The organism is Myxococcales bacterium (assembly GCA_016717005.1).
GTDB lineage: Bacteria > Myxococcota_A > Polyangia > Haliangiales > Haliangiaceae > UBA2376.
This window is the reverse complement of sequence record JADJUF010000037.1, coordinates 896,307-916,680: the sequence shown is the minus strand read 5'-3', so window position 1 is coordinate 916,680 and position 20,374 is coordinate 896,307. Positions and strand designations below refer to the sequence as shown.

General features: G+C 73.7%; 16 protein-coding genes and 1 tRNA gene. 10 read left to right on the top strand and 7 right to left on the bottom strand.

What is annotated here, in order from left to right; genetic code table 11:
* Nucleotides 1-148 precede the first annotated feature (148 nt).
* Nucleotides 149-733, top strand: a complete 585-nt coding sequence (locus tag IPL61_27655) for a helix-turn-helix transcriptional regulator (GenBank protein MBK9034996.1) — start codon at nt 149-151, stop codon at nt 731-733.
* A gap of 157 nt (nt 734-890) precedes the next feature.
* On the opposite strand, the gene IPL61_27650 is transcribed toward IPL61_27655, so the two are convergent.
* Both IPL61_27650 and IPL61_27645 read right to left on the bottom strand, forming a co-directional pair.
* Nucleotides 891-1,385, bottom strand: a complete 495-nt coding sequence (locus IPL61_27650; GenBank protein ID MBK9034995.1) for a GreA/GreB family elongation factor — start codon at nt 1,383-1,385, stop codon at nt 891-893.
* A gap of 167 nt (nt 1,386-1,552) precedes the next feature.
* Nucleotides 1,553-3,007, bottom strand: coding sequence for a hypothetical protein (locus IPL61_27645; protein ID MBK9034994.1), 1,455 nt, complete (start codon nt 3,005-3,007; stop codon nt 1,553-1,555).
* A gap of 76 nt (nt 3,008-3,083) precedes the next feature.
* Between IPL61_27645 and IPL61_27640 the strand changes: the two genes are divergently transcribed.
* Both IPL61_27640 and IPL61_27635 read left to right on the top strand, forming a co-directional pair.
* Nucleotides 3,084-3,953, top strand: coding sequence for a methyltransferase domain-containing protein (locus tag IPL61_27640; GenBank protein MBK9034993.1), 870 nt, complete (start codon nt 3,084-3,086; stop codon nt 3,951-3,953).
* 100 nt (nt 3,954-4,053) lie between these two features.
* Entirely contained in the window at nt 4,054-4,311 is a 258-nt protein-coding gene (locus tag IPL61_27635) for a hypothetical protein (protein ID MBK9034992.1), read from the top strand.
* A gap of 168 nt (nt 4,312-4,479) precedes the next feature.
* Here the strand turns inward: IPL61_27635 and IPL61_27630 are convergent, their stop codons facing one another.
* A complete protein-coding gene (locus IPL61_27630) occupies nt 4,480-6,168 on the bottom strand; it encodes an MFS transporter (GenBank protein ID MBK9034991.1) in 1,689 nt (562 codons plus the stop codon).
* Nucleotides 6,169-6,336: 168 nt separating this feature from the next.
* On the opposite strand from IPL61_27630, the gene IPL61_27625 reads away from it, so the two are divergent.
* Complete coding sequence (locus tag IPL61_27625) at nt 6,337-8,142, top strand: IgGFc-binding protein (GenBank protein ID MBK9034990.1); 1,806 nt, start codon at nt 6,337-6,339, stop codon at nt 8,140-8,142.
* A 360-nt stretch (nt 8,143-8,502) separates the two neighbouring features.
* Here IPL61_27625 and IPL61_27620 read toward each other — a convergent pair whose 3' ends face one another.
* Both IPL61_27620 and IPL61_27615 read right to left on the bottom strand, forming a co-directional pair.
* Nucleotides 8,503-8,823, bottom strand: a complete 321-nt coding sequence (locus IPL61_27620) for a hypothetical protein (GenBank protein MBK9034989.1) — start codon at nt 8,821-8,823, stop codon at nt 8,503-8,505.
* Nucleotides 8,824-9,126: 303 nt separating this feature from the next.
* Nucleotides 9,127-10,146, bottom strand: coding sequence for a hypothetical protein (locus IPL61_27615; GenBank protein MBK9034988.1), 1,020 nt, complete (start codon nt 10,144-10,146; stop codon nt 9,127-9,129).
* Nucleotides 10,147-10,345: 199 nt separating this feature from the next.
* Between IPL61_27615 and IPL61_27610 the strand changes: the two genes are divergently transcribed.
* On the top strand, nt 10,346-10,903 hold the full coding sequence (locus IPL61_27610; GenBank protein MBK9034987.1) for a universal stress protein: 558 nt from the start codon (nt 10,346-10,348) through the stop codon (nt 10,901-10,903).
* A gap of 567 nt (nt 10,904-11,470) precedes the next feature.
* Here IPL61_27610 and IPL61_27605 read toward each other — a convergent pair.
* Nucleotides 11,471-12,511 carry a 2-oxoacid:ferredoxin oxidoreductase subunit beta gene (locus IPL61_27605; protein ID MBK9034986.1) on the bottom strand — a complete coding sequence of 347 codons (1,041 nt, stop codon included), beginning with the start codon at nt 12,509-12,511 and terminating at the stop codon, nt 11,471-11,473.
* A gap of 10 nt (nt 12,512-12,521) precedes the next feature.
* Nucleotides 12,522-14,402, bottom strand: a complete 1,881-nt coding sequence (locus tag IPL61_27600; GenBank protein MBK9034985.1) for a 2-oxoacid:acceptor oxidoreductase subunit alpha — start codon at nt 14,400-14,402, stop codon at nt 12,522-12,524.
* Between the two features lie 112 nt (nt 14,403-14,514).
* Between IPL61_27600 and IPL61_27595 the strand changes: the two genes are divergently transcribed.
* The 5 genes from IPL61_27595 (at nt 14,515) to IPL61_27575 (ending at nt 20,253) form a co-directional block, all read left to right on the top strand.
* A tRNA-Arg gene (locus IPL61_27595) sits at nt 14,515-14,588 on the top strand.
* 4 nt (nt 14,589-14,592) lie between these two features.
* The gene (locus IPL61_27590) at nt 14,593-15,297 is read left to right on the top strand and encodes a hypothetical protein (protein MBK9034984.1); all 705 of its coding nucleotides are present in this window, start codon (nt 14,593-14,595) and stop codon (nt 15,295-15,297) included.
* Nucleotides 15,298-15,455: 158 nt separating this feature from the next.
* Nucleotides 15,456-16,808 carry a chromate efflux transporter gene (gene chrA, locus IPL61_27585; GenBank protein MBK9034983.1) on the top strand — a complete coding sequence of 451 codons (1,353 nt, stop codon included), beginning with the start codon at nt 15,456-15,458 and terminating at the stop codon, nt 16,806-16,808.
* Nucleotides 16,809-17,220: 412 nt separating this feature from the next.
* Nucleotides 17,221-19,485 (top strand): protein kinase, encoded by a 2,265-nt coding sequence (locus tag IPL61_27580; GenBank protein ID MBK9034982.1) that lies wholly within the window; start codon nt 17,221-17,223, stop codon nt 19,483-19,485.
* A 168-nt stretch (nt 19,486-19,653) separates the two neighbouring features.
* Entirely contained in the window at nt 19,654-20,253 is a 600-nt protein-coding gene (locus IPL61_27575) for a hypothetical protein (protein MBK9034981.1), read from the top strand.
* The last annotated feature ends 121 nt before the right edge of the window (nt 20,254-20,374 follow it).

The window sequence follows — 20,374 nt, the reverse complement described above, 5'->3', positions numbered from 1 at the left end:
CGAGCCCGTCGTCGATGCGCGTATACTCGGGCGCAGCTTGGAGCCGGTGAAAGAAAAGAAGCGTCGCGTGCGCGCTGGTAGCCCCCCGAGCAAGGACCACGGCAAGGAGCCGCGCGCGGCGCGCGTGCGAGCCGCCGCCGCCCCGGCCGTGCCGCCGGCCGACGAGCCCACCGACCTGGCGCCGGTCGTCGGCGGCAACCTCCGGCGCCTGCGCACCAAGCGCGGGCTGTCGCTCGAGCGCCTGTCGCAGCTCTCGGGCGTGAGCCGCGCGATGCTCGGGCAGATCGAGCTCGGCCAGAGCGCGCCGACGATCAACGTGCTGTGGAAGATCGCGCGCGCCCTCGAGGTCACGTTCTCGGCGCTGATCTCGACGCGCACCCAGTCGGGCGCGCTGGTGCTGCGCGCCGACGAGGCCAAGATCCTGTCGAGCAAGGACCGCTCCTTCACGTCGCGGGCGCTGTTCCCGTTCGACGAGCCGCGCCGGGTCGAGTTCTACGAGCTGCGGCTGACGCCGGGCGGCGTCGAGGACGCCGACGCCCACGCCCCGGGCACCAGCGAGAACCTGGTCGTCACCGGCGGCACCGTCGAGATCGACGTCGCTGGCGAGACCCACCGCCTCACCGCCGGCGACTCGATCTTGTTCGAGGCCGACGCGGTCCACGCCTACCGCAACGTCGGCAAGCACGAGGCGGTCATGTACCTGGTCATGACCTACGCCGAAGAGGTCGGGTAGCGCACGTCCCGGGTGGGAAACCCTCCCCCATTCTTGCGCTTCGCGAACATGGGGCCCCCCCTCCCGAAACGTGTGAGCACGCGGACCCGGGACGTTCAGCGGATGGTGGCGGCGCCGCGGCTGGCCGGTGCCCGTCGAGCCCCCGGCCGCGCGGCGCTCAGCCGACCCAGGCGATCGTCCACGAGCGCTCGCGACCCTCGATGATCACGTCGACCACGTCGCCCTGACGCCGCCCCATGACCGCGCGCCCGATCGGCGACGCCGGGGTCACGACCGACAGGAAGCCGTCGCCGCCGGGGCCCGCGAGCGTCACGCCGGCGCCGGTCGGCGCCAGGAAGAACGTGCGGCCCTCGCCGGTGTCCTCGTCCTCGATCTCGACCAGCGCGCCGGTGCCGATCGGCGCGTTCGGCCGCCACGCCGGCGGCCGGAACCCGGAGAGCTCCTCGACCGCGGCCTCGGCCGCGCGCAGCCGGCGGTCCTGGGCCTTGGCCATCGCGCCGTGCTCGATCGCGGCGCGCGCGTCCTCGCGCTTCTCGGCCGGGGTCGCGCCGTCGCGGGCCTCGGTCGCGGCGTCGTCGCGCAGCGTCTTGGCGGTGTGGGCCGAGGCCCGCAGGTGATCGACGAGCTGGACGACCAGCGCAGCCTTGTCCATGAAATCGATCGTCCCGAGGCTGGGCGGTCGGGGCAAGTTTTCGCGCGCGGTCGGCCTCCGCGTCGGTCAGCGGGGCTCGGCGCCTGGCTCGCCGCCTGATCCAGTCGGCCTGGGCGTCCCGGGGCGCCTGGCTCGCCGCCACGCCACCGCCTGTCCGCCGGGCGGCCTCAGCGTCGGTCGCGCCGCGCCGCCCGCCACAGCCACGCCGCGGTCAGGAGCCACCACAGGTACAGCGGCACCAGCGCGGCGTGGCCGGGCAGCCCGGCCTTCATCCCCAGGTTCCACGCCTGCTTGGGTCCGCGCTCGGGGTTGCCGGCCATGTCGATGCTCTGGCGCGAGATCGCCAGGTCGCCCTTCCACCAGCGCTTCCACACCACGCCGCTGTACGGGCGCAGGATCTTCTCGCTGATCTCGGGCTTGACCGCGGTCGCGGCGAACATGTGCGCGCCGCTCCAGGCCAGGCTCACCGCCACCACCACGCCCGCCGCCCGCGCCGCCGCCCGCGGCCACGACCGCGCCCAGGTCAGCACGCCGCCGCACAGCACCACCGCGAACGGCAGCATCGGCACGACGTAGCGCGGGCCGGTCGCCCAGCCGCCGTGCCACGGCTTGATCGACACGTTGAGCCACACGAACGCGATCACCGCCCACGCCGCGATCGCGACCTCGACCGCGTAGCGCCGCGCCAGCGCGATCGTCCCGGGCACCAGCAGCACCAGCCACGGCATCGCGTACAGCAGGCCGCGGTGCTCGCCCCAGAACGTGCCCTTGACCGCCGCCCACTTCGGCGCGCCGATGCCCATGAACACGCCCGTCGACGGCTCCTTCCACACCGAGTACTTGTACGGGAACGTCCCGGGGCTGCCGAACGCGACCGCGTGGTAGAGCGCCAGGAGGCCCAGCGGCACCGCGCCGCCGAGCACCGCCCACGCCAGCGGCCGCCAGCCCGCCGCGCGCCAGACGACGATCAGCCCGTAGGCGGCCATCGGCAGCACCACCAGCATCGCCGGATACTCGGTGGCGCCGGCCAGGCCCAGGCACCCGCCGATCGCGACCATGCGCAGCGGCGTCGCGCGGGCGCCGCTGCGGCGGATCTCGACCAGCAGCGTGAACGCGATGACCAGCAGCGACGCGGCGAGCTGGTTGCCGTAGAGCAAGGTCGAGTACGGCAACGCCAAGGTCGCCAGCCCCCACGCCAGCGCCAGCGCGTACGCGCGCCAGCGATCGAGCCCGAGCGCGCGGGCCAGCCGCGCCAGGAACGCCGCGGCGATCGCCGCCGGGACGCCGATCGCGATCACGATCGCCAGCCACGCGGCCCAGCCGAGCCAGGTCGTCGACGGCTTGGCCGGCGAGCCCGCGAGCCAGTACATCACCGCGTACGGCGGCGTGCACAGCCACGACGCGCCGGGCGCCTTGTCGCAGTAGTGGTGGCCGTCGCGGACCGAGTCGTCGCCGGTGTTCTTCTCGAACCGATCGATGCGCAGCGCGTGGTCCTCGACCATCGCGCGCACCAGATCGAAGCGCGAGTTCTGGTTCCAGCCGCCGGCCTGGTAGAAGTACGCGTAGGTGCCGAGCAAGAGCGCCACCAGCGCCACCGCCGGGCGGGCGGCCAGCGCACGCACGCGGGCGCGCACAGGACCAGGGGCTGCCGGCTCGGCCGTCCGCGTTGTACGACAGCCGCGCCCGGAAGTGGTATCGATGCCCGTGCCCGTCGACCTCGACGCCGCGGCCGCGCCGGTCCTGGCCACGCTGACCGCGCCACCCTTCGCGGCGGCGGTGGCGGCCCGGGCCGACCTCGCGGTCGACCACGTCGGCGCGCGCGTGGCCGACATCGCCGGCGAGCTCCGCCAGGCGCTGGCGCTGCTGGCCCGGCCGGCGCTGGGGCTCGCCGCCGGCCAGCGGGTGCTCGAGGTCGGCGCCGGCGCCGGCGCGCTGACCACCGTCCTGGCCCGGGCCGGCCTCGCGGTCACCGGGCTCGAGCCGGTCATCGCCGGCTTCGATCTGTTCGACCACGTCCACGCCGAGCTGCGGGCGCGCCACCCCGAGGCGCCGGCGCTCGACCGCCGCGAGGCCCGCGCGCTCGACCCCGATCGCGACGGCCACTTCGCGCGCATCGTCAGCGTCAACGTCCTCGAGCACTGCCGCCCGCTGGGCCCGACCCTCGACGCCCTGGCCGCGGTGCTCGCGACCGGCGGCCGGATGCTGCACGCGTGCCCGAACTACCGGATCCCGTACGAGCCGCACCTGGGCCAGTGGTTGGTGCCAGGCGCGCCCGCGATCACCGCGCGCCTGCGGCCGGCGCTGGCCGACGACGCCATCTGGCGCACGCTCAACTTCATCACCGCCGGCGATCTGCGCCGGTTCGCGCGCCGCCACCACCTGACCTGCGCGTTCGAGCCCGGCATCCTGGCCGACGCCGTGGCCCGCATCGGTCGGGACCCGGCGTTCGCGCGCCGGCAGGGCGGCGTGGCCACGCTGGCGCGCTGGCTCGATCGCGCCGGGGTCGCGGCGGTGCTGCCGCCGACCTGGGTCACGCCGATGGTCGCGATCATCGGCCGCCCGGCCTGATCGCGCCGGGGTCGCGGCGGTGCTCCTCGGTCACGCCGATGGGCGCGATCATCGGGCGCCCGGGCTGACCGCGCCGGGGCGCGTGCGCTACCCTGGCGCCATGGCCGAGCTCGACCTCGAAGCGTTCCGCGCCGCGATCTTCAAGCGCGGCTTCCGCCAGTCGGATCCGCTGCTGCACCCGTGCCCCAAGTGCGGCGTGCAGCAGGGCGTCGAGAAGTGGGTCCTGTTCGGCAAGACCGGCGGCCGCGACATCGACATCTGCATCAAGTGCGGCAAGTGCTCGTCGTGGCGCAAGCGCCCGCCCGAGGAGTCGCGCGAGGAAGACCTCGCGTTCGACCCGATCGCGTTCATGAAGTGACGATGGCGGTCGGCTGATCGAGCGCGGCCGCCTCGTCGAGCGGGCGCGCGCCCGGCCGGCGCGCGCCTGAACGGCCGAGGTCGCGGCCGCCTCGTCGAGCGGGCGCGCGCCCGGCCGGCGCGCGCCTGAACGGCCGAGGTCGCCGACGCGGTGGCTCGCGGGCGGCGCTCAGCTCTCGCGGTAGTTGTCGACCATCCGGTAGCGGCGCGCGACCAGCACGAACATGCCCGCGGCCGCGAACGCGAACAGCGCGAAGAAGAACATCAGGAACCCGGTGACCGACAGCCCGGTCGCCGCGACCCCGTCGATGACCGCGTCGCGCTTGAGGGTCTTGTCGACGAGCAGCACCCACAGGTTGCCGATCGTCACCGCCAGGCTCCAGAAGCTCATGATGACGCCCTTCATCGACTTCGGCGCCTGGCTGTAGGCGAACTCGAGGCCGGTGGCGGACACCAGCACCTCGCCGGCGGTGAGCAGGATGTACGGCACGATCTGCCAGACGATCGACAGGTCGGTGCCCAGGCGCCAGGTCGACAGCGCGGCGGGCCAGGGCACCCACGCGCTGGCCAGGAGGGTGCGGTTGTCGAGGACGACCTGCAGGATCCCGGCGACGATCCACGACGCCCCGGCGAGCGCGATGCCCAGGCCCATCTTCTTGAGCGGCGCCGGGTCGTAGCCGCGCCGCCGCAGCGCCGGGAAGATCACCAGGTTGTTGAGCGGGATCAGCAGGATCACCAGCGCCGGGTTGAGCGCCTGCATCATCGCCGGCTCGAACCAGCCGGGCTTGGCCATGGCGCCGGCCTGGAACACCCAGGTCGAGGCCTTCTGATCGAACAGCGACCAGAACGGGGTCACCAGCGCGAAGATCACCAGCACCCGCAGCACGCTGCGCACGCCGTCGACCGCCTCGTCCGGATGGGCCCCCCGGGCTCGGTCGAGCTGCAGCCACGCGCCGACGCCGATGCCGGTCAGGCCCAGCACCAGCGCCAGGCACAGCGCCATGACGATGTCCTTGCCGCCGAAGCTGGTGCCGAGCGGCCAGCCGACCAGCGCGGCCGCGGCACCGACGATCCCGACCAGCGCCAGCACGGTGCCGACGTTGCCGGTCGGCGCGCCGCCCGCGCCGACGACCTGCGCCCGGGGCACCGCGCCGCCGGCGCCGCGCAACGCCGACCGGATCACCTTGGCGAACGCGTGCGGATCGTCGGGCGCCGGCGGCACCCGCACGTAGCGCTTGCGCCCCAGCCAGAACGCGACCAGCGCGACCGCCATCAAGATGCCGGGCACGCCGAACGCCACCGACGCCGGGGTCAGGCCCCACCACCGGGCCGGGCCGTCGCCGCGCAGGAGCCGCGGCATCAAGAGCGACGCGAAGAACGAGCCGAAGTTGATGATCCAGTAGAACGCGTCGAACGCCACCTTGCCGAGGTGCTTGTTGGTCTGGTCGAACTGGTCGCCCATGAACGTCGACACCAGCGGCTTGATCCCGCCGGAGCCGATCGCGATCAGCAACAACCCCAGGTAGAAGCCGTTCGGTTCGTGCTCGAAGATCGCCAGGCACGCGTGCCCGATCACGTACAGGACCGACACCCAGAGGATCGTCCGGTACTTGCCGAAGTACCGATCGGCCAGCCACCCGCCGATCAGCGGGAAGAAGTACACGCCGATCACGAAGACGTGGAAGATGTCCTTGGCCTCGCCCTGGGCCGCGTCGCCGCTCAGGTGGGCGAAGAACGCGCCGGCCAGGAACGTCGTGAGGATGTTGCGCATCCCGTAGAACGAGAAGCGCTCGCAGCCCTCGTTGGCGATGATGAACGGGATCTGGCGCGGCATGCGCCCGGTCGGCGGACTCGACATGGCGGCCACCATACGACGCCCCGCCGGCCCCGTGCACCGCGCGCGGGCCATCGACGCACCGCGGCGGACCCGGCCGACCTTACGGCTTCGTACATGAGGTGACACGGGGCCGCGGGGGCGTCGGCGCGCGCGCGGTGCTGTTAGCGTGCCGATGCCCAGGAGGGTCCGATGCGCCAGCTCTTGTCCGTGTGCTTGCTGATCTCGATCGCCGCGTGTGGCCCGTCGGCCACCGGCAGTGACGACGACGACGACGCCCCGATCGACGCGGCCGCCGGCACCTGCACGCCCGGCGTGCCGGTCTGCGTCGGCAACGAGATCCACGCGTGCCTCGCCGACGGCACCGTCGGGCCGACCACCCAGGACTGCGCGCCCAACAGCTGCAGCGGCGGCGTCTGCACGACGCCCAACGGCACCAGCTGCGACGACGCGGTCGCCAGCCGCAGCTACCTCGGCTGCGAGTACTGGCCGGTCGATCTCGACAACGCCGTCGAGGTCAACGGCACCGAGTTCCTGCCCGGCCTCGGCTGCCCCGATCCCGCCGGCGGCTCCGGCTTCGTGCCGGCGGTGCCGATGCCGGTGTGCAACTCCGGCGGCATCCTCGCCGGGCTGTGCGACTACGGCATGAGCTGCGCCGCGTCGCCCGGCTACACCTGCCAGACGATGAACATCTGCGCGCTCAACGCGCAGCAGTCGCCGTTCGCGATCGTCGTGTCGAACCCGCAGCCGCAGCCGGTGACGGTCACGCTCACCAACGCCGCCGGCCAGACCGGCACGGACACGATCGCGCCGGGCCAGGTCAAGGCGCTGTTCCCGCAGCAGCTCGGCATGGCCGATCAGTCGCTCGACTACTCGGGCATCGAGGCCAAGGCCTACAAGCTGGTGTCGAGCGCGCCGATCGTCGCCTACCAGTTCAACCCGCTCGACAACGTCGGCGTGTTCTCGAACGACGCGTCGCTCTTGATCCCGGCCCACGCCTACGACCTCGACTACACCGGCATCAGCTACAAGACGCTGGTCCGACGCCCGGCCAAGAACGACTACAACGGCTACGTCACGGTGGTCGCGTCGGGCGCCGGCACCACGACCGTCATGGTGCGCCCGACCGCCGGCGTCCGCGCCGGCGCCAACGTCCCCGCGATCGCCGCCGGCGCCACCCAGAGCTTCACGCTGACCCAGTTCCAGACGCTGACGCTCGAGGCGGTCGGCGGCGGCGACCTCACCGGCACCGCGATCACCTGCAGCCAGGCGTGCGGCGCGTTCGGCGGCCACGAGGCCACCAACCTGACCAACCAGGCGCAGTCGCCGTGCTGCGCCGATCACCTCGAGGACCAGCTCTTCCCCAACAGCACCTGGGGCAAGGTCTATGTGGTCGCGCACTCCAAAGCGCGCACCCACGCGGTCCCCGACCTCGTGCGCGTCGTCGCCCAGCGGCCCGGCACGATGGTCACGTTCAACCCGGCCCAGCCCGGCTGCGCCACCGCGCTCGCCGCGGGCGGCTACTGCGACGTGTTCACCTCGGCCGACGTCGAGGTGTCGGCGAACGAGCCGATCGCGGTCGCGCACTACCTGCTGTCGAACATCCCGCCCCAGCCCGACACCGACGTCGGTGACCCGGCGATGGCGCTCGCGGTGCCGACCGAGCAGTACCGCACGACCTACACCGTGCTGGTGCCGCAGCAGTACCAGGAGAACATCCTGGCGATCGTCACGCCCGCCGGCGCCACCGTGCGCCTCGACGGCACCGACGTGTCCGGCCAGCTCGCGCCGTTCGCCGGCGGCACCTACAAGGCCGGGCGCATCACCGTCGCCGCCGGCCCGCACACGCTCGACTGCCCCGGCACCTGCGGCGTCGAGGTCTACGGCTGGTCCGAGGCGGTGTCGTACCTGTTCGCCGGCGGCCTCGATCTCGAGCAGATCGTGATCGGCCGCGCGGCGGTCACCGCGCCGGCGCTGCCGACCGACCGCGCGCAGTGATCGGCCGCGTGGCGGTCACCGCGCCGGCGCTGCCGACCGACCGCGCGCAGTGATCGGCCGCGCGGCGGTCACCGCGCCGGCGCTGCCGACCGACCGCGCGCAGTGATCGGCCGCGCGGCGGTCACCGCGCCGGCGCTGCCGACCGACCGCGCGCAGTGATCGGCCGCGCGGCGGTCACCGCGCCGGCGCTGCCGACCGACCGCGCGCCGCGAGCGCCTGATCGAGCGGTCACCGCGCCGGCGCTGGCGAGCGCGCGCGCGCAGTGACCAGCGGTCCCCGCGGCGGCGACCGCGCGCAGTGAGCGCCTGACCGCTCGATCGAGGCGCCGCGCTCGTCCCGCCGGTGCGCGTCGCGCGGTGGTCACGCCTCCAGCCGGCTGGCGTCGTCGTCGCCGATCGATCCGTCGCCGTGCAGCATCGGCCCCTCCTCGGGCGCCTCGGGCTCGGGCGGGATGCTCGCCTCGACCAGCAGGCCGGTCTGGAACGTGGTCTTGCGCGTGCGCAGCCAGGTGTGGTGGGGCAGGATCTCGACGAGCGTCAGCTCGCCCTCGCCGACGTGCCGGCCGTCGGGGTAGCACAGCACGAACGAGCTGTCGGCCGTGATGCCGTCGTCCTGGCCGAAGTTGGCGGCCACGCGGGTGCCACCGTCCTCGTCCCGGCGATCGACGATGTCGGTGGTCAAGGCCCGGCGCTTGCCTGGCCCGGCCGCGCCGTGCCCGCCACCCTTTGGCGCCCTTGCCGCCCTTGGTGCCCTTGCCGCCCTTGGCGGCGTCGAGGAAGTCGAACGGATCGCCGATGACCGCGCGCTTGGTCGTGGGGCCGACGACGCCGTCGACCTTGAGCCCGATGGACGCCTGCTTGGCGGCGACGTCCTGGGCGAACTCCGCCGAGTCCACCGGGGCGCTCGAGAACGCGGTCGGCGCGAACTTGAGCTTGTGCTGCAGCTCGGGGTTCTTGCGCTGGGCCCGCCGCACCAGCCGATCGGTCAGCGCGCGCTTGCCCGGCGCCGCCCCGCCCGCGCCGCCGCTGTCGGGCGCCGCCTGATCGCGGCGCTGGTCGAGGTCATGGCCCACGGCCGACCTCCGCGCTCGGGCCACGCCGGCCCAGGTGTCCTCGTCTCGATCGCGCGCTCGTGGTCATCGACGCCTCCAGGTCTGCGCGACCTCCGTGGTCGCGTGCCCCCCCTATCGACCGCTCGCGCCCGCGGTTGCGTCGATCGCGCTGAGTATCGCGTGCCCTGGTACACGCCGTTCTGGTCGTAGACCCGGGTCGCGCGGCCGTACGGGTAGTTGTCCATGATCCCCTTCACGACCTCGTGCTCCGCGCGCTGCCGATCGGACAGCTGCCGGGTCACGTCGCGGAGCTCCGCCGCCGTGGTCAGGGCGCCCGAGACGATCGCGTCGGCGCACATCACGAACATCGCGCCGGCGAAGTGGTGCTCCCGGTAGAGGAACCCGCACTTGCGGCTGCTCGACGAGCGGAACACGATGTAGTCGCCGTCCTCGGTGCCGGCCTTGTCCTCAGGCGAGTCCTGCCCCGCCTGGAACTCGCGCCCGACCGCGGTCGCGACGTCCACGTTCGCGAACTCGGCCCGATCGCACTCGGCGCCCTCGGCGATCGTCCCGGCCTGGAGCAGACACGCCAGGTGGCTGGCGGTGGCCCGCTTGCTCGTGCAGTCGCCGAGCGCCTTGTCGGGATCGAACACGGCGGCCGCCTTCGCGTCGGTCTGAGCGAGAGCGCTCAGGTGGGCCACGACCGCCGCGCAACCGCTCGGGTCGCCGGCCTCGTCAGTTGCCGCCGCGGCCTCGTCGGGGGCCGCCGGGGCCTCGTCGGGATCGTCCTCGTCCGGTGCGGGCGCCGCGCCTGGGGCTGGCACGGGATCCGCGCTTGGCGCCGTCGGAGCAGTTCCGGGCGCCGCCGCGGTGGACTTGGCCGCGGGCTTGTCACCCTTGCAGGCCCCCATCGTTGCGGCGCTCAGCATCAGGGCGATGAGCTGCTTGGTCATGGGTCGATGCTAACGCGGCGCCACCGCAGCAGCTTCGCAGTGTTTGCGAGGTCTGCGCGTCTGCGCGCAATACTTGCGCGCCTGCGACGATGAGTCGCCTACGATCCCGCGGATCAAGGCCCCGGCACGATCGGTGCACACATGGTGGGCAACCGAAACCTGGAGCGAGGACATGCACATCTCTGAAGGCCAGCAGGTTGTGGTCGCTTACGATTTCTCGAGCACCGCGGAGGTCGCCCTCACCGCTGCGATCGAGCTGGCGACCCGAGCCCCGCGCCACGTCCTGCACGTGGTCGTGGCGGTCGATGACGACCATCGCGTCCCAGGGCTGCCGACCACCAAGGTCGACTACCACTACACCGAGAAGGTCCACGAGCACCTCGCCGCCAAGCTGGCCGAGGCGTTCACCGCCAGCGCCCCGGGCGTCGAGATCCACTTCTTCGTCCACGTGCGCATCGGCAAGCCGGCCAAGGAGATCCTCGGCCTGGCCGAGCAGATCGGCGCCGACCTGGTGGTCATCGGCTCCCACGGCTGGCGCGGGCTCGACCGCGTGCTGTTCGGCTCGGTGTCCGAGGCCGTCGTGCGCGGGGCCGGCTGTCCGGTCATGGTCACCCGGCCCAAGACCTACCCGAAGGCCACGCTGGTCGACATCGTCGACACCTCCGCCGAGCAGCACTCGACCTACAAGCAGCCGCACCGCTACTCGTACAGCGGCAACCGCGTCCTCACCCGCCCGAATGACTGGCCGCTGAGCTGACCGACGTGATCGTGGGCGCCGGCGCCGCCGCGTGACCGCGCGCGGCGAGCCGGCGATTGCGATCGTGCGCGCCAGCACCGCGCGGCGCGCACGTTGCGCGCGCCGCGACCGCGACCGGCGACGCGCCGCGCAGCGCCGCGGCCGCCGCTGCCGCTGCCCACCGAGGTCGCCACACGGGTCGCGTTGCGGCCGCGACCGGCGACGCGCGCGCCGCGCCGCGGCCGACGCTGCCCACCGAGGCCGCCACACGGGTCGCGCTGCGGCCTCGACCAGCGACACGCGCGCCGCGCCGCGGCCGCCGCTGCCGCTGCCCACCGCGGCCGCCACTGCGCGCGCCGCGGCCGCGACCAGCGTCGCGCCGCGCCGCCGCCGCGGCCGACGCTGCCCACCGCGGTCGCCACACGGGTCGCGTTGCGGCCGCGACCGGCGACACGCGCGCGCGGCCGCCGCCGCGGCCGCCGCTGCCCACCGCACCTGCGCATCGTCGCGCCGCGCCGCCGCCGCCGCCGCGGCCGACGCTGCCCACCGCACCTGCGCATCGCCGCGGCGCGGCCGCCGGCCCCGCGCCTACTCCTGGCGCATACCGTCGTCGCCGACTTCCCAGGTCATGCCCTGGACCATCAACTTCGCCAGGTCGCCCTTGCCCTGCTTGGCGATGGCGTCGGTGACCTGCTGGTGCGCCATCACGTCGAACGCGGTCTTGTCCTCGACGTGGAGCACGCCGACCGGCACCGGGAACTCCGGCGTGGTCAGGCTGCTGATCAGGTGCGCGTAGGCCGAGCTGCCGCGCTCGCGGTGGACCAGCAGCGACTCCTTGGGCACGCCGTCGTCGCCGACCTTGACCAGCTCGGGCACGAGGTCGGGCGTCATGCGCACGCCCATCGTGCCGCCCGCGAACGTCAGGGGCTGGCCGTCGACCAGCGCCAGCTGGCGGTTGGCGGCGTCGTCCTTGACCTGATCCCAGATGCCGTCGTTGAACACCGGGCAGTTCTGCAGGACCTCGATCAGCGCCGAGCCCTGGTGCTTGTAGGCGCGGTCGAGGATCGCCGCGAGGCCCTTGGCGTCGGTGTCGGTGGCCCGGGCGATGAACGTCGCGCCCGCGCCGATCGCGAACTGCAGCGGGTTGAGCGGGTGATCGATCGAGCCCGACGGCGTCGACGCCGCGCGGGTGCCGACCTTCGACGTCGGCGAGTACTGGCCCTTGGTCAGGCCGTAGATCTGGTTGTTGAACAGGATGATCTTCAGGCCGACGTTGCGCCGCAGCGCGTGCAGCATGTGGTTGCCGCCGATCGACAGGCCGTCGCCGTCGCCGGTGATCACCCACACGTCGAGGTCGGGCCGCGCCAGCTTGAGGCCGGTCGCGATCGCCGGCGCGCGGCCGTGGATCGTGTGGAACCCGAACGTGTTCATGTAGTACGGGAACCGGCTCGAGCAGCCGATGCCGCTGACGAACACCGTGTTCTCGCGCTTGATGCCGAGCGACGCGAGCGTGCGCTGGACGATCGCGAGGATCGCGTAGTCGCCGCAGCCTGGGCACCACCGCACGTCCTGATCGGTCTCGAGGTCCTTCTTCGACAGCTTGACCAGCTTCTGGGCAGGTTCGGTCATGGTGGAGCTCCTAGGCGCGGGCGGCGGGGGCGGTGGGGACGGTGACGTCGGGCAGGCGCTCGCCGTCGAGCAGCTGCTCGATCGCGGCGACGACCTCGCGCACCTTGAACGGCAGGCCCTGGACCTTGTTGAGCCCGGCGATGTCGATCAGGAACTTGGCGCGCAGGACGCCGCGCAGCTGGCCCATGTTGAGCTCGGCGCACACGACGTGCTTGAAGTTGCCGATGATCTTCGCGAGGCCGGGCTCGAGCGGCGACAGCCAGCGCAGGTGCGCGTGGCTGACCCGCTTGCCCTGGCCGCGCAGCTCGTCGACGGCCTGGCGCAGCGACCCGAAGGTGCCACCCCAGCCGATCACGAGCACGTCGCCCGACTCCTCGCCGCGCAGGTCGAGCTCGCCGATGTCCTGGGCCACGCGTGCGATCTTCTCGGCGCGGACGTGGACCATGCGCTCGTGGTTGGTCGGCTCGTACGAGATGTTGCCGGTCAGGAAGTCCTTCTCGATGCCGCCGATGCGGTGCTCGAGGCCGGCCGAGCCCGGCACCGCCCACGCCCGCGCGAGCGTGGTGGGGTCGCGGTCGTAGACGTAGTAGCCGTCGGGGTCGGTGCGGTGGGTGACGTCGAACCGCGGCAGCGCGGTCACGTCGGGCACCGGCCACGGCTCCGAGCCGTTGGCGATGTAGCCGTCGGACAGGAGCATCACCGGCACCATGTAGCGGCTGGCGATCTTGAGCGCCTCGACCGCGGCGTAGAAGCAGTCGCCGGGCGAGCGCGCGGCGATCACCGGGATCGGCGCCTCGCCGTTGCGGCCGTGCAGCGCCTGATCGAGATCGCTCTGCTCGGTCTTGGTCGGCAGGCCGGTCGACGGGCCGCCGCGCTGGACGTTGACGATCACCAGCGGCAGCTCGGTCATGACGCCGAGCCCGATGGCCTCGCCCTTGAGCGCGATGCCGGGGCCGCTCGACGCGGTCACCGCCAGGGCGCCGCCGAACGACGCGCCCAGGGCCGCGCCGATCGCCGCGATCTCGTCCTCGGCCTGGAACGTCAGCACGCCGTAGTTCTTGAACTTGGCGAGCGAGTGCAGGATGGCCGAGGCCGGCGTGATCGGATAGCCGGCGAAGAAGATCGACTTGCCGGCCAGCTCGCCGCCGGCGACGAGGCCCAGCGCCAGCGCCTCGTTGCCGGTGATGTTGCGGTAGGTGCCCGGGGCGAAGCGCGCCGCCGGCACCTTGTAGACCGTCTGGAACACCTCGGCGGTCTCGCCGAAGTGGTAGCCGGCCTTGAACACCGCGATGTTGGCCTCGGCCAGCTCAGGCCGCTTGGTGAACTGCTTGGTGATCCGGCGGATCTCGCTGTCGAGCTCGCGGCCGTACATCCAGAACACCAGGCCGAGCGCGAAGAAGTTCTTGCTGCGGCCCTTCTCCTTGGTCGACAGGGGCCCGCCCTCGAGCGCGGCGACCGTCAGGCCGGAGATGTCGACGGCGTGGACCCGGTAGCGCTCCAGCGAGCCGTCCTCGAGCGGGTTCGAGGTGTACTGCGCCTTCTTGAGGTTGCTCTCGATGAAGGCGCCGCTGTTGATGATGAGCACGCCGCCGTCGACCAGATCCTTGAGGTTGGTCTTGAGCGCGGCCGGGTTCATCGCGACCAGCACGTCGGGCGCGTCGCCGGGCGTGTGGATCTCGTTCGACGAGAAGTGCAGCTGGAAGCCCGACACGCCGAACAGCGAGCCGGCCGGCGCACGGATCTCGGCCGGAAAGTCCGGGAACGTCGAGATGTCGTTGCCGGCTTCGGCCGCGGCCTTGGTGAACTCGGTGCCGGTGAGCTGCATGCCGTCGCCCGAATCGCCAGCGAATCGGATGACGACGCGATCGAGGTGCTGGGTCTTGGACTCCATGATCATTCCTGCCGTGGGGGCGCCGGGACCCTACCGATGTCGAGGCACCCGCGCAATGCCAACTCCGGGTGCTTGCGAGGGCGCGGGCAACGCTGTATGTGTAAGCCCGTACGCACCCGTAGCTCAGCTGGATAGAGCGTTGGCCTCCGGAGCCAAAGGTCAGAGGTTCGAATCCTCTCGGGTGCACAGCTTGCCCAAGACACTGGCGCAGATCGCGGTCGACGCGGGGCTCTTGTCCCGGGCCGACGTGACCCGGGCCAAGGAGCTGGCCGAGGAGCGGTCGCTGCCGCTCGCGGTCGTGGTCGTGCGCGAGCTCGGCGTCGACGAGGTCGCGCTGGTCGCCGCGTTCCGGCGCGAGCTGCGGATCCTGGCGGTCGATCCGCGCGCCGTGACGCCCGACGTCGAGGCGCTGCGCCGGGTGCCGCGGGATCTGTGTCGCAAGCACCGGGTGGTCCCGCTCGCGATGCGCGGCGGCCCCGAGCGCGACGACAAGGAGCTGTGGCTGGCGATGGCCGACCCGACCGACACCGCGGCGATCACCGAGATCGAGCGGGTCACCGGCGCCGTCGTCGACGTCGCGCTCCTGCCGCTGTCGGCGATCGACGAGCTGATCGAGCTCGGCGCCAAGCAGCTCACGACCCAGGTGGTCCGGCGCACCGCGATCCCGTTCGGCGGCACGGCGGTCGTGGTCACGCAGCCGCACGCGCGGGTCAGCCCCGACGTCGTCGACGGCACCGGCGAGACCACCGCGACGATGCGCCTGCGCGCCAGCGAGGAGGCCGACCTGGCGATCCGGCTGCAGGCGCTGGTCAAGCTGCTGGTCGACCGCGGCGTGATCAAGGACGAGGACTACGAGGACGCGGTCCGCGACCTCCTGCGCACGCGCGCCGATTGATCGACGCGCCGAACGATCGGCGCGCCTCGGCCGCCGCGCTATCGTCGGCCGTGCCCGAGGCCCCGCCGCCGGAGACGTCCGCCGCGAAGGCCCCGCCGCCGGAGACGTCCGCCGCGGCGGCCGCGCCGGTAGTGACGTCCGCTGAGGGCGCGCCGGTAGTGCCGGTCGCCGCCGCGCCTCCGCCCTCGGTGACGGTCGCGGCCGCGGCCCGGGTGTGGGCGCGGATCGGCTGGCTGTCGTTCGGCGGGCCGGCCGGGCAGATCGCGCTGATGCACGACGAGCTGGTGGTCCGGCGCCGCTGGCTCGACGAGGCCCGGTTCCTCCACGCGCTCAACTACTGCATGCTGCTGCCGGGGCCCGAGGCCCAGCAGCTCGCGACCTACATCGGCTGGTTGCTGCATCGGACCCGCGGTGGGCTGATCGCCGGCGTGCTGTTCGTGCTGCCGGGCCTGCTGATCGCCGCCGGGCTGGCGACCGCGTACTGCACCTGGCGCGACCTGACCGCGGTCGCGGGGCTGCTGTTCGGGCTCAAGGCCGCGGTCGTGGCCGTGGTCGCGGGCGCGCTGGTGCGGATCAGCCAGCGGGCGCTGCGGCGCCGGTTGCCGCAGGCGCTGGCGGTGGCCGCGTTCGGGGCGATCGCGATCGCCGGCGTGCCGTTCCCGGTGATCGTCGCCGGGGCCGCGGCCATCGGCGCGCTCGCGCACGGGCTGGCGCCGGCGTGGCTGCCGACCGCGCCCGCCGCCGACGCGCCCGAGGATCCCGCCACCGTCGTCGCCCAGCTCGCGGCCGCCGGCGGGCTCGGTCACACCCGCCCGTCGACCGCGCGGACCGCGCGCACCCTCGCGGTCTGCCTGCTCGCGTGGCTGGCGCCGGTCGCGGCGCTGATGGCGCTGGCGCCCGACAGCCTGTACCGCCACCAGGCGGTGCTGTTCAGCCAGGCGGCGCTGGTCACCTTCGGCGGCGCCTACGCCGCGCTCGCCTACGTCGGCCAGCGCGCGGTCGCGCTCGCGTGGCTGGCGCCGGGGCAGATGGTCGACGCCCTCGGCCTCGCCGAGACCACGCCGGGGCCGCTGGTGCTGGTGCTGCCGTTCGTCGCGTTCGTCGGCGCCCACGCGGTCGACGGGCTCGGCGGCGGGCTCGCGGCGATGGCGCTCGCCGCGTGGGTGACGTTCGCGCCCAGCTTCCTGTGGATCTTCGTCGGCGCGCCGTACATCGAGGCGCTGCGCGGCCACCGCGGGCTCCACGCCGCGCTCGCGTGCATCACCGCGGCGGTCGTCGGGGTGATCGCCAACCTGTCGCTGTGGTTCGCGCTGCACACCCTGTTCGCGGCGCTGCGCCCGGTCGCGCTCGGCCCGTGGACGGTCGCGGTCCCGGTCTGGGCGTCGGTCGACGGCGCGGCGGTGGCGCTGACCGCCGCGGCGCTGATCGCCGGGCTCGGCCTCCGGGTGCGCGGCCCGTGGCTCTTGCTCGGGTGCGCGCTGGCCGGGCTGGTGTGGCGGTCGCTGGGCTGACGCCGGGTGCGCGCTGCGCGGGCGCGCTGCGCGGGGCGCGCTGGCCTGGCGCTGGCCTGACACCCGGGATTTCCCGACACCCGGGCTCCGGCGCAGGCGCGCACGTGCTGACGTGGGCGGCGCTGGCGTGACGCCGGGTTTCCCGCCACCAGCACCTGTTCACCCGCGAGACAGTGACGAGATCGCGACAGGCGTGTCGATGGATTCCTGAGATCGAGAACAGCGAGATACGGCGGCGCTGGACGGTCGTTGACGTCAACCGATTGAACTTGTTGATCTCCCCGCGCCTGCGCGCCCGCCTGCGCACCCTGGCCCACAGCGTGCAAGTGGTCAGGAAGGTTCGGACTGCATGCGCTATATTCCACACGCGCATCGCCGGCCCGACGACGGAACCCCGATGCCCTTGCCCGACATGAACCCCGTCCCGGTCCCGTGTGCCAGCTGCCGGCGCGAGCTCTCGCCCGCGGCGCTGTTCTGCCCCGCGTGCGGCACGCCGCGGGTGCGCGATGGGGTCGTCGACGAGCTGATCGGCAGCATCCTCGGCGAGCGCTTCCTGGTCGTCGATCGCCTCGGCGCCGGCAAGTCCGGGACGATCTACCGCGGCGAGCACGTCACGCTCCGCCGCAAGGTCGCGATCAAGGTCCTGCACCACGAGCTGTCGCGCGACGACCTGGCGATCGAGCGGTTCCGGCGCGAGGCCACCTCGGTCGCCGAGATCGACAACGAGCACATCGTCGAGATCCACGACTTCGGCCGCACCGCCGACGGGCGCTTGTATCTGGCGATGGAGCTGCTCGAGGGCGAGACCCTCGACATGGTGCTCGCGCGCGCCGGCCAGCTGTCGATCGAGCACACGCTCGACGTGCTGATCCAGGCGGCCGAGGCGCTCGTCGACGCCCACGCCGTCGGCTTCGTCCACCGCGACCTGCGCCCGCGCAACGTCTACCTCGCGGTCCGCCGCGGCAAGGCCAACTTCGTCAAGCTGCTCGACTTCGGCCTCGCCAAGCTGGTCGAGCAGGGCGGCGGCGCCGCCTCGACCAGCCTGGGCATGACCTTCGGCGACCCGCGCTACATGTCGCCCGAGCAGGCCAAGGGCGATCCGACCGATCGCCGCGCCGATCTGTACTCGCTCGGCTGCATCGCGATGGAGATGCTCACCGGCGAGCCGCCGTTCGTCGGCGGCCGGGTGTTCGACGTGCTCACCCGCCACGTCAGCGAGGTCGCGCCCCGGGTCGCGAGCCGCCGGCCCGACGTGCCGGCCTGGCTCGACACCGTCATCGCGCGGCTCCTGGCCAAGGCGCCCGACGATCGCTTCGTGACCGCGACCAAGCTGGCCGAGGTCCTGCGCGGCGGCGGCGCCGTGCCGATCGAGGACGCGTCCTCGGCCAGCGGCCGGCGCGGGCCGACCGGGACGCCGGCGGTCGGTGTGCCGACGATGCCCGCGGCGCCGACGCCGGCCGAGCCGACCGCCAGCGAGCGCGTCGCGATCCCGGTCGCGGTGGCGGACGTGCCGTCGGGGCCGGCGGCGCCGTCGGCCGAGCTGACCGAGCGCGTGCGCCACGGCTCCGAGGCCGAGCCGCCGCGCAGCCGGGATGACCTGGAGCCGCGGGCTCGACGGGCCAGCGCCGCGCCCGCGGTCGAGTTCGAGCCCGAGCCCGGGCCGCGCGCCCGCCGGGTCAGCACCGCGCCGGTCGCCCCGCTCGAGGACGAGCCGCGGGCCCGCCGCGCGAGCGCACCGCCCGAGCCCGACGACGACCAGGCCGTGCCGCGGGCCCGCCGCGCGAGCGCCCCACCCGAGCCCGAGGGCCACCTGTCCGGCGCCTGGTTCGCCGACGGCGACGGCGGGGATCCCGGCGCCAGCGGCGTCGCCAGCCTCGAGGCCGCGCGCACCTTCATCGATCCCGGCGACAGCTACGCCGACGACGAGCTGTACCGGCCGCGGCGCTCGCTGACCAAGCCGTTCCTGATCGCCGGCGGCGCGGCCCTGGCGCTGATCGTCGCCGCGCTGCTTTTCGGCGGCGGCAAGAAGTCCAAGCAGCCGGCCGCGCCGAACCCGGTCGCGGCGGTGGCCGTCGACGCGGGGGTCGCGGCGCCCGTCGACGTCACGCCCGACGCGGCGGTCCCGGCGGTCGACCCGCCCAAGGACCCGCCGAAAGATCCACCGAAGGATCCGCCGCGCGGCCGCACGTCCGGATCCGGCTCCGGCAGCAGCGGCCGCACCCTCGACGATCCGTTCCCGACCGACGGCTCGGGCTCGGGCTCCGGCTCGGTCACCACCGCGCCCGACGACGAGGCCGCGGGCATGGCCGAGTTCTACGCCAAGGCCGGCGACGCGGCGCTGCGCTCGGGTGATCCCGTCAGCGCCGCCAGCAACTACTCCAAGGCGCTGGCGTCGAACCCGAAGAACATCGACGCGGTGATCGGCCTCGGCGAGGTCGCGCTGTCCCAGGGCCAGTACGGCCCCGCGATCACCCAGCTCAAGAAGGCCGCCAAGCTGGCGCCCCGCCGCGCCCGCATCTACACGCTGCTCGGCGAGGCGTACCTCAACAGCGGCAACGCGGTCGCCGCCGAGGCCAGCTTCAAGAAGGCGCTGACCCTCGACCCCGACGACGCGCGCGCCCGCAACGGCTACAACGAGGCCGCGGGCCGCCTGCCGCCGCCCGCCGACGATCCGTGACGCTGGCGCGGCCGGCGGTTCGATCGCCAGGATGCGCCTGCCGCCGCCCGCCGACGATCCGTGACGCTGGCGCGGCCGGCGGTTCGATCGCCAGGATGCGCCTGCCGCCGCCCGCCGACGATCCGTGACGCTGGCGCGGCCGGCGCCGAGGTGCTTCCATCACAGGCGATGCGCCCTCCGTCCGCGCCGCGCCCGCCCGCCGCGGCCGCGCCTCCCGTCGACGGCCGCCGCGCCCGCACGGTCCGCACCCGGGGCGCGATCCTCGACGCGCTGATGGCGCTGGTGCGCGCCGGCGAGATCAACCCGACCGCCGCCGCCATCGCCGCGCGGGCGCAGGTGTCGCTGCGGTCGATCGGCCAGCACTTCCCGACGCGCGGCGATCTGTTCGGCGCCGCGGCCGCGCTGTACCAGGAGCGCCCCGACTCGCCCGAGCCCGCGGCCGCGCTGCCCGTGGCCGCGCGCGTCGCCGCGTTCGTGCCGATCCGCGCGCGCGAGCTCGAGGGCTCGCGCCCCATCCGGGCCTCGGCCGCGCAGTTCGCCGCCGACTACCCCGTGGTCGCGGCCGCGATCGCCGGCAACGCCGCGCGCCGCCGGGCCCAGGTGGCGCGGGTGTTCGCCGCCGAGGTCGCCGATCACCCCGACCGCCTCGAGCTGCTCGACCTCGCGCTCGGTGGGCCGGTGTGGGACGCGCTGCGCGCGCGCGCCCTGGTACCCGCCCGCGCCCAGGCGCTGGTCCGGCGGATGGTCGCGCAGCTCGTCGCGCTGTGATCCGGGCGTCCACGTGCTGGTCCGGCGCATGGTCGCGCAGCTCGTCGCGCTGTGATCCGGGCGTCCACGTGCCGGTCCGGCGGATGGTCGCGCAGCTCGACGCGCTGTGATCCGGGCGTCC

Excerpts from the sequence above, each read along its gene's own strand:
- IPL61_27650 (MBK9034995.1), bottom strand. The coding sequence starts at position 1,385 with ATGGACAAGGCTGCGCTGGTCGTCCAGCTCGTCGATCACCTGCGGGCC.
- IPL61_27640 (MBK9034993.1), top strand. The coding sequence starts at position 3,084 with ATGCCCGTGCCCGTCGACCTCGACGCCGCGGCCGCGCCGGTCCTGGCC.
- IPL61_27635 (MBK9034992.1), top strand. The coding sequence starts at position 4,054 with ATGGCCGAGCTCGACCTCGAAGCGTTCCGCGCCGCGATCTTCAAGCGC.
- IPL61_27630 (MBK9034991.1), bottom strand. The coding sequence starts at position 6,168 with ATGTCGAGTCCGCCGACCGGGCGCATGCCGCGCCAGATCCCGTTCATC.
- IPL61_27625 (MBK9034990.1), top strand. The coding sequence starts at position 6,337 with ATGCGCCAGCTCTTGTCCGTGTGCTTGCTGATCTCGATCGCCGCGTGT.
- IPL61_27615 (MBK9034988.1), bottom strand. The coding sequence starts at position 10,146 with ATGACCAAGCAGCTCATCGCCCTGATGCTGAGCGCCGCAACGATGGGG.
- IPL61_27605 (MBK9034986.1), bottom strand. The coding sequence starts at position 12,511 with ATGACCGAACCTGCCCAGAAGCTGGTCAAGCTGTCGAAGAAGGACCTC.
- IPL61_27600 (MBK9034985.1), bottom strand. The coding sequence starts at position 14,402 with ATGGAGTCCAAGACCCAGCACCTCGATCGCGTCGTCATCCGATTCGCT.
- IPL61_27580 (MBK9034982.1), top strand. The coding sequence starts at position 17,221 with ATGAACCCCGTCCCGGTCCCGTGTGCCAGCTGCCGGCGCGAGCTCTCG.
- IPL61_27575 (MBK9034981.1), top strand. The coding sequence starts at position 19,654 with ATGCGCCCTCCGTCCGCGCCGCGCCCGCCCGCCGCGGCCGCGCCTCCC.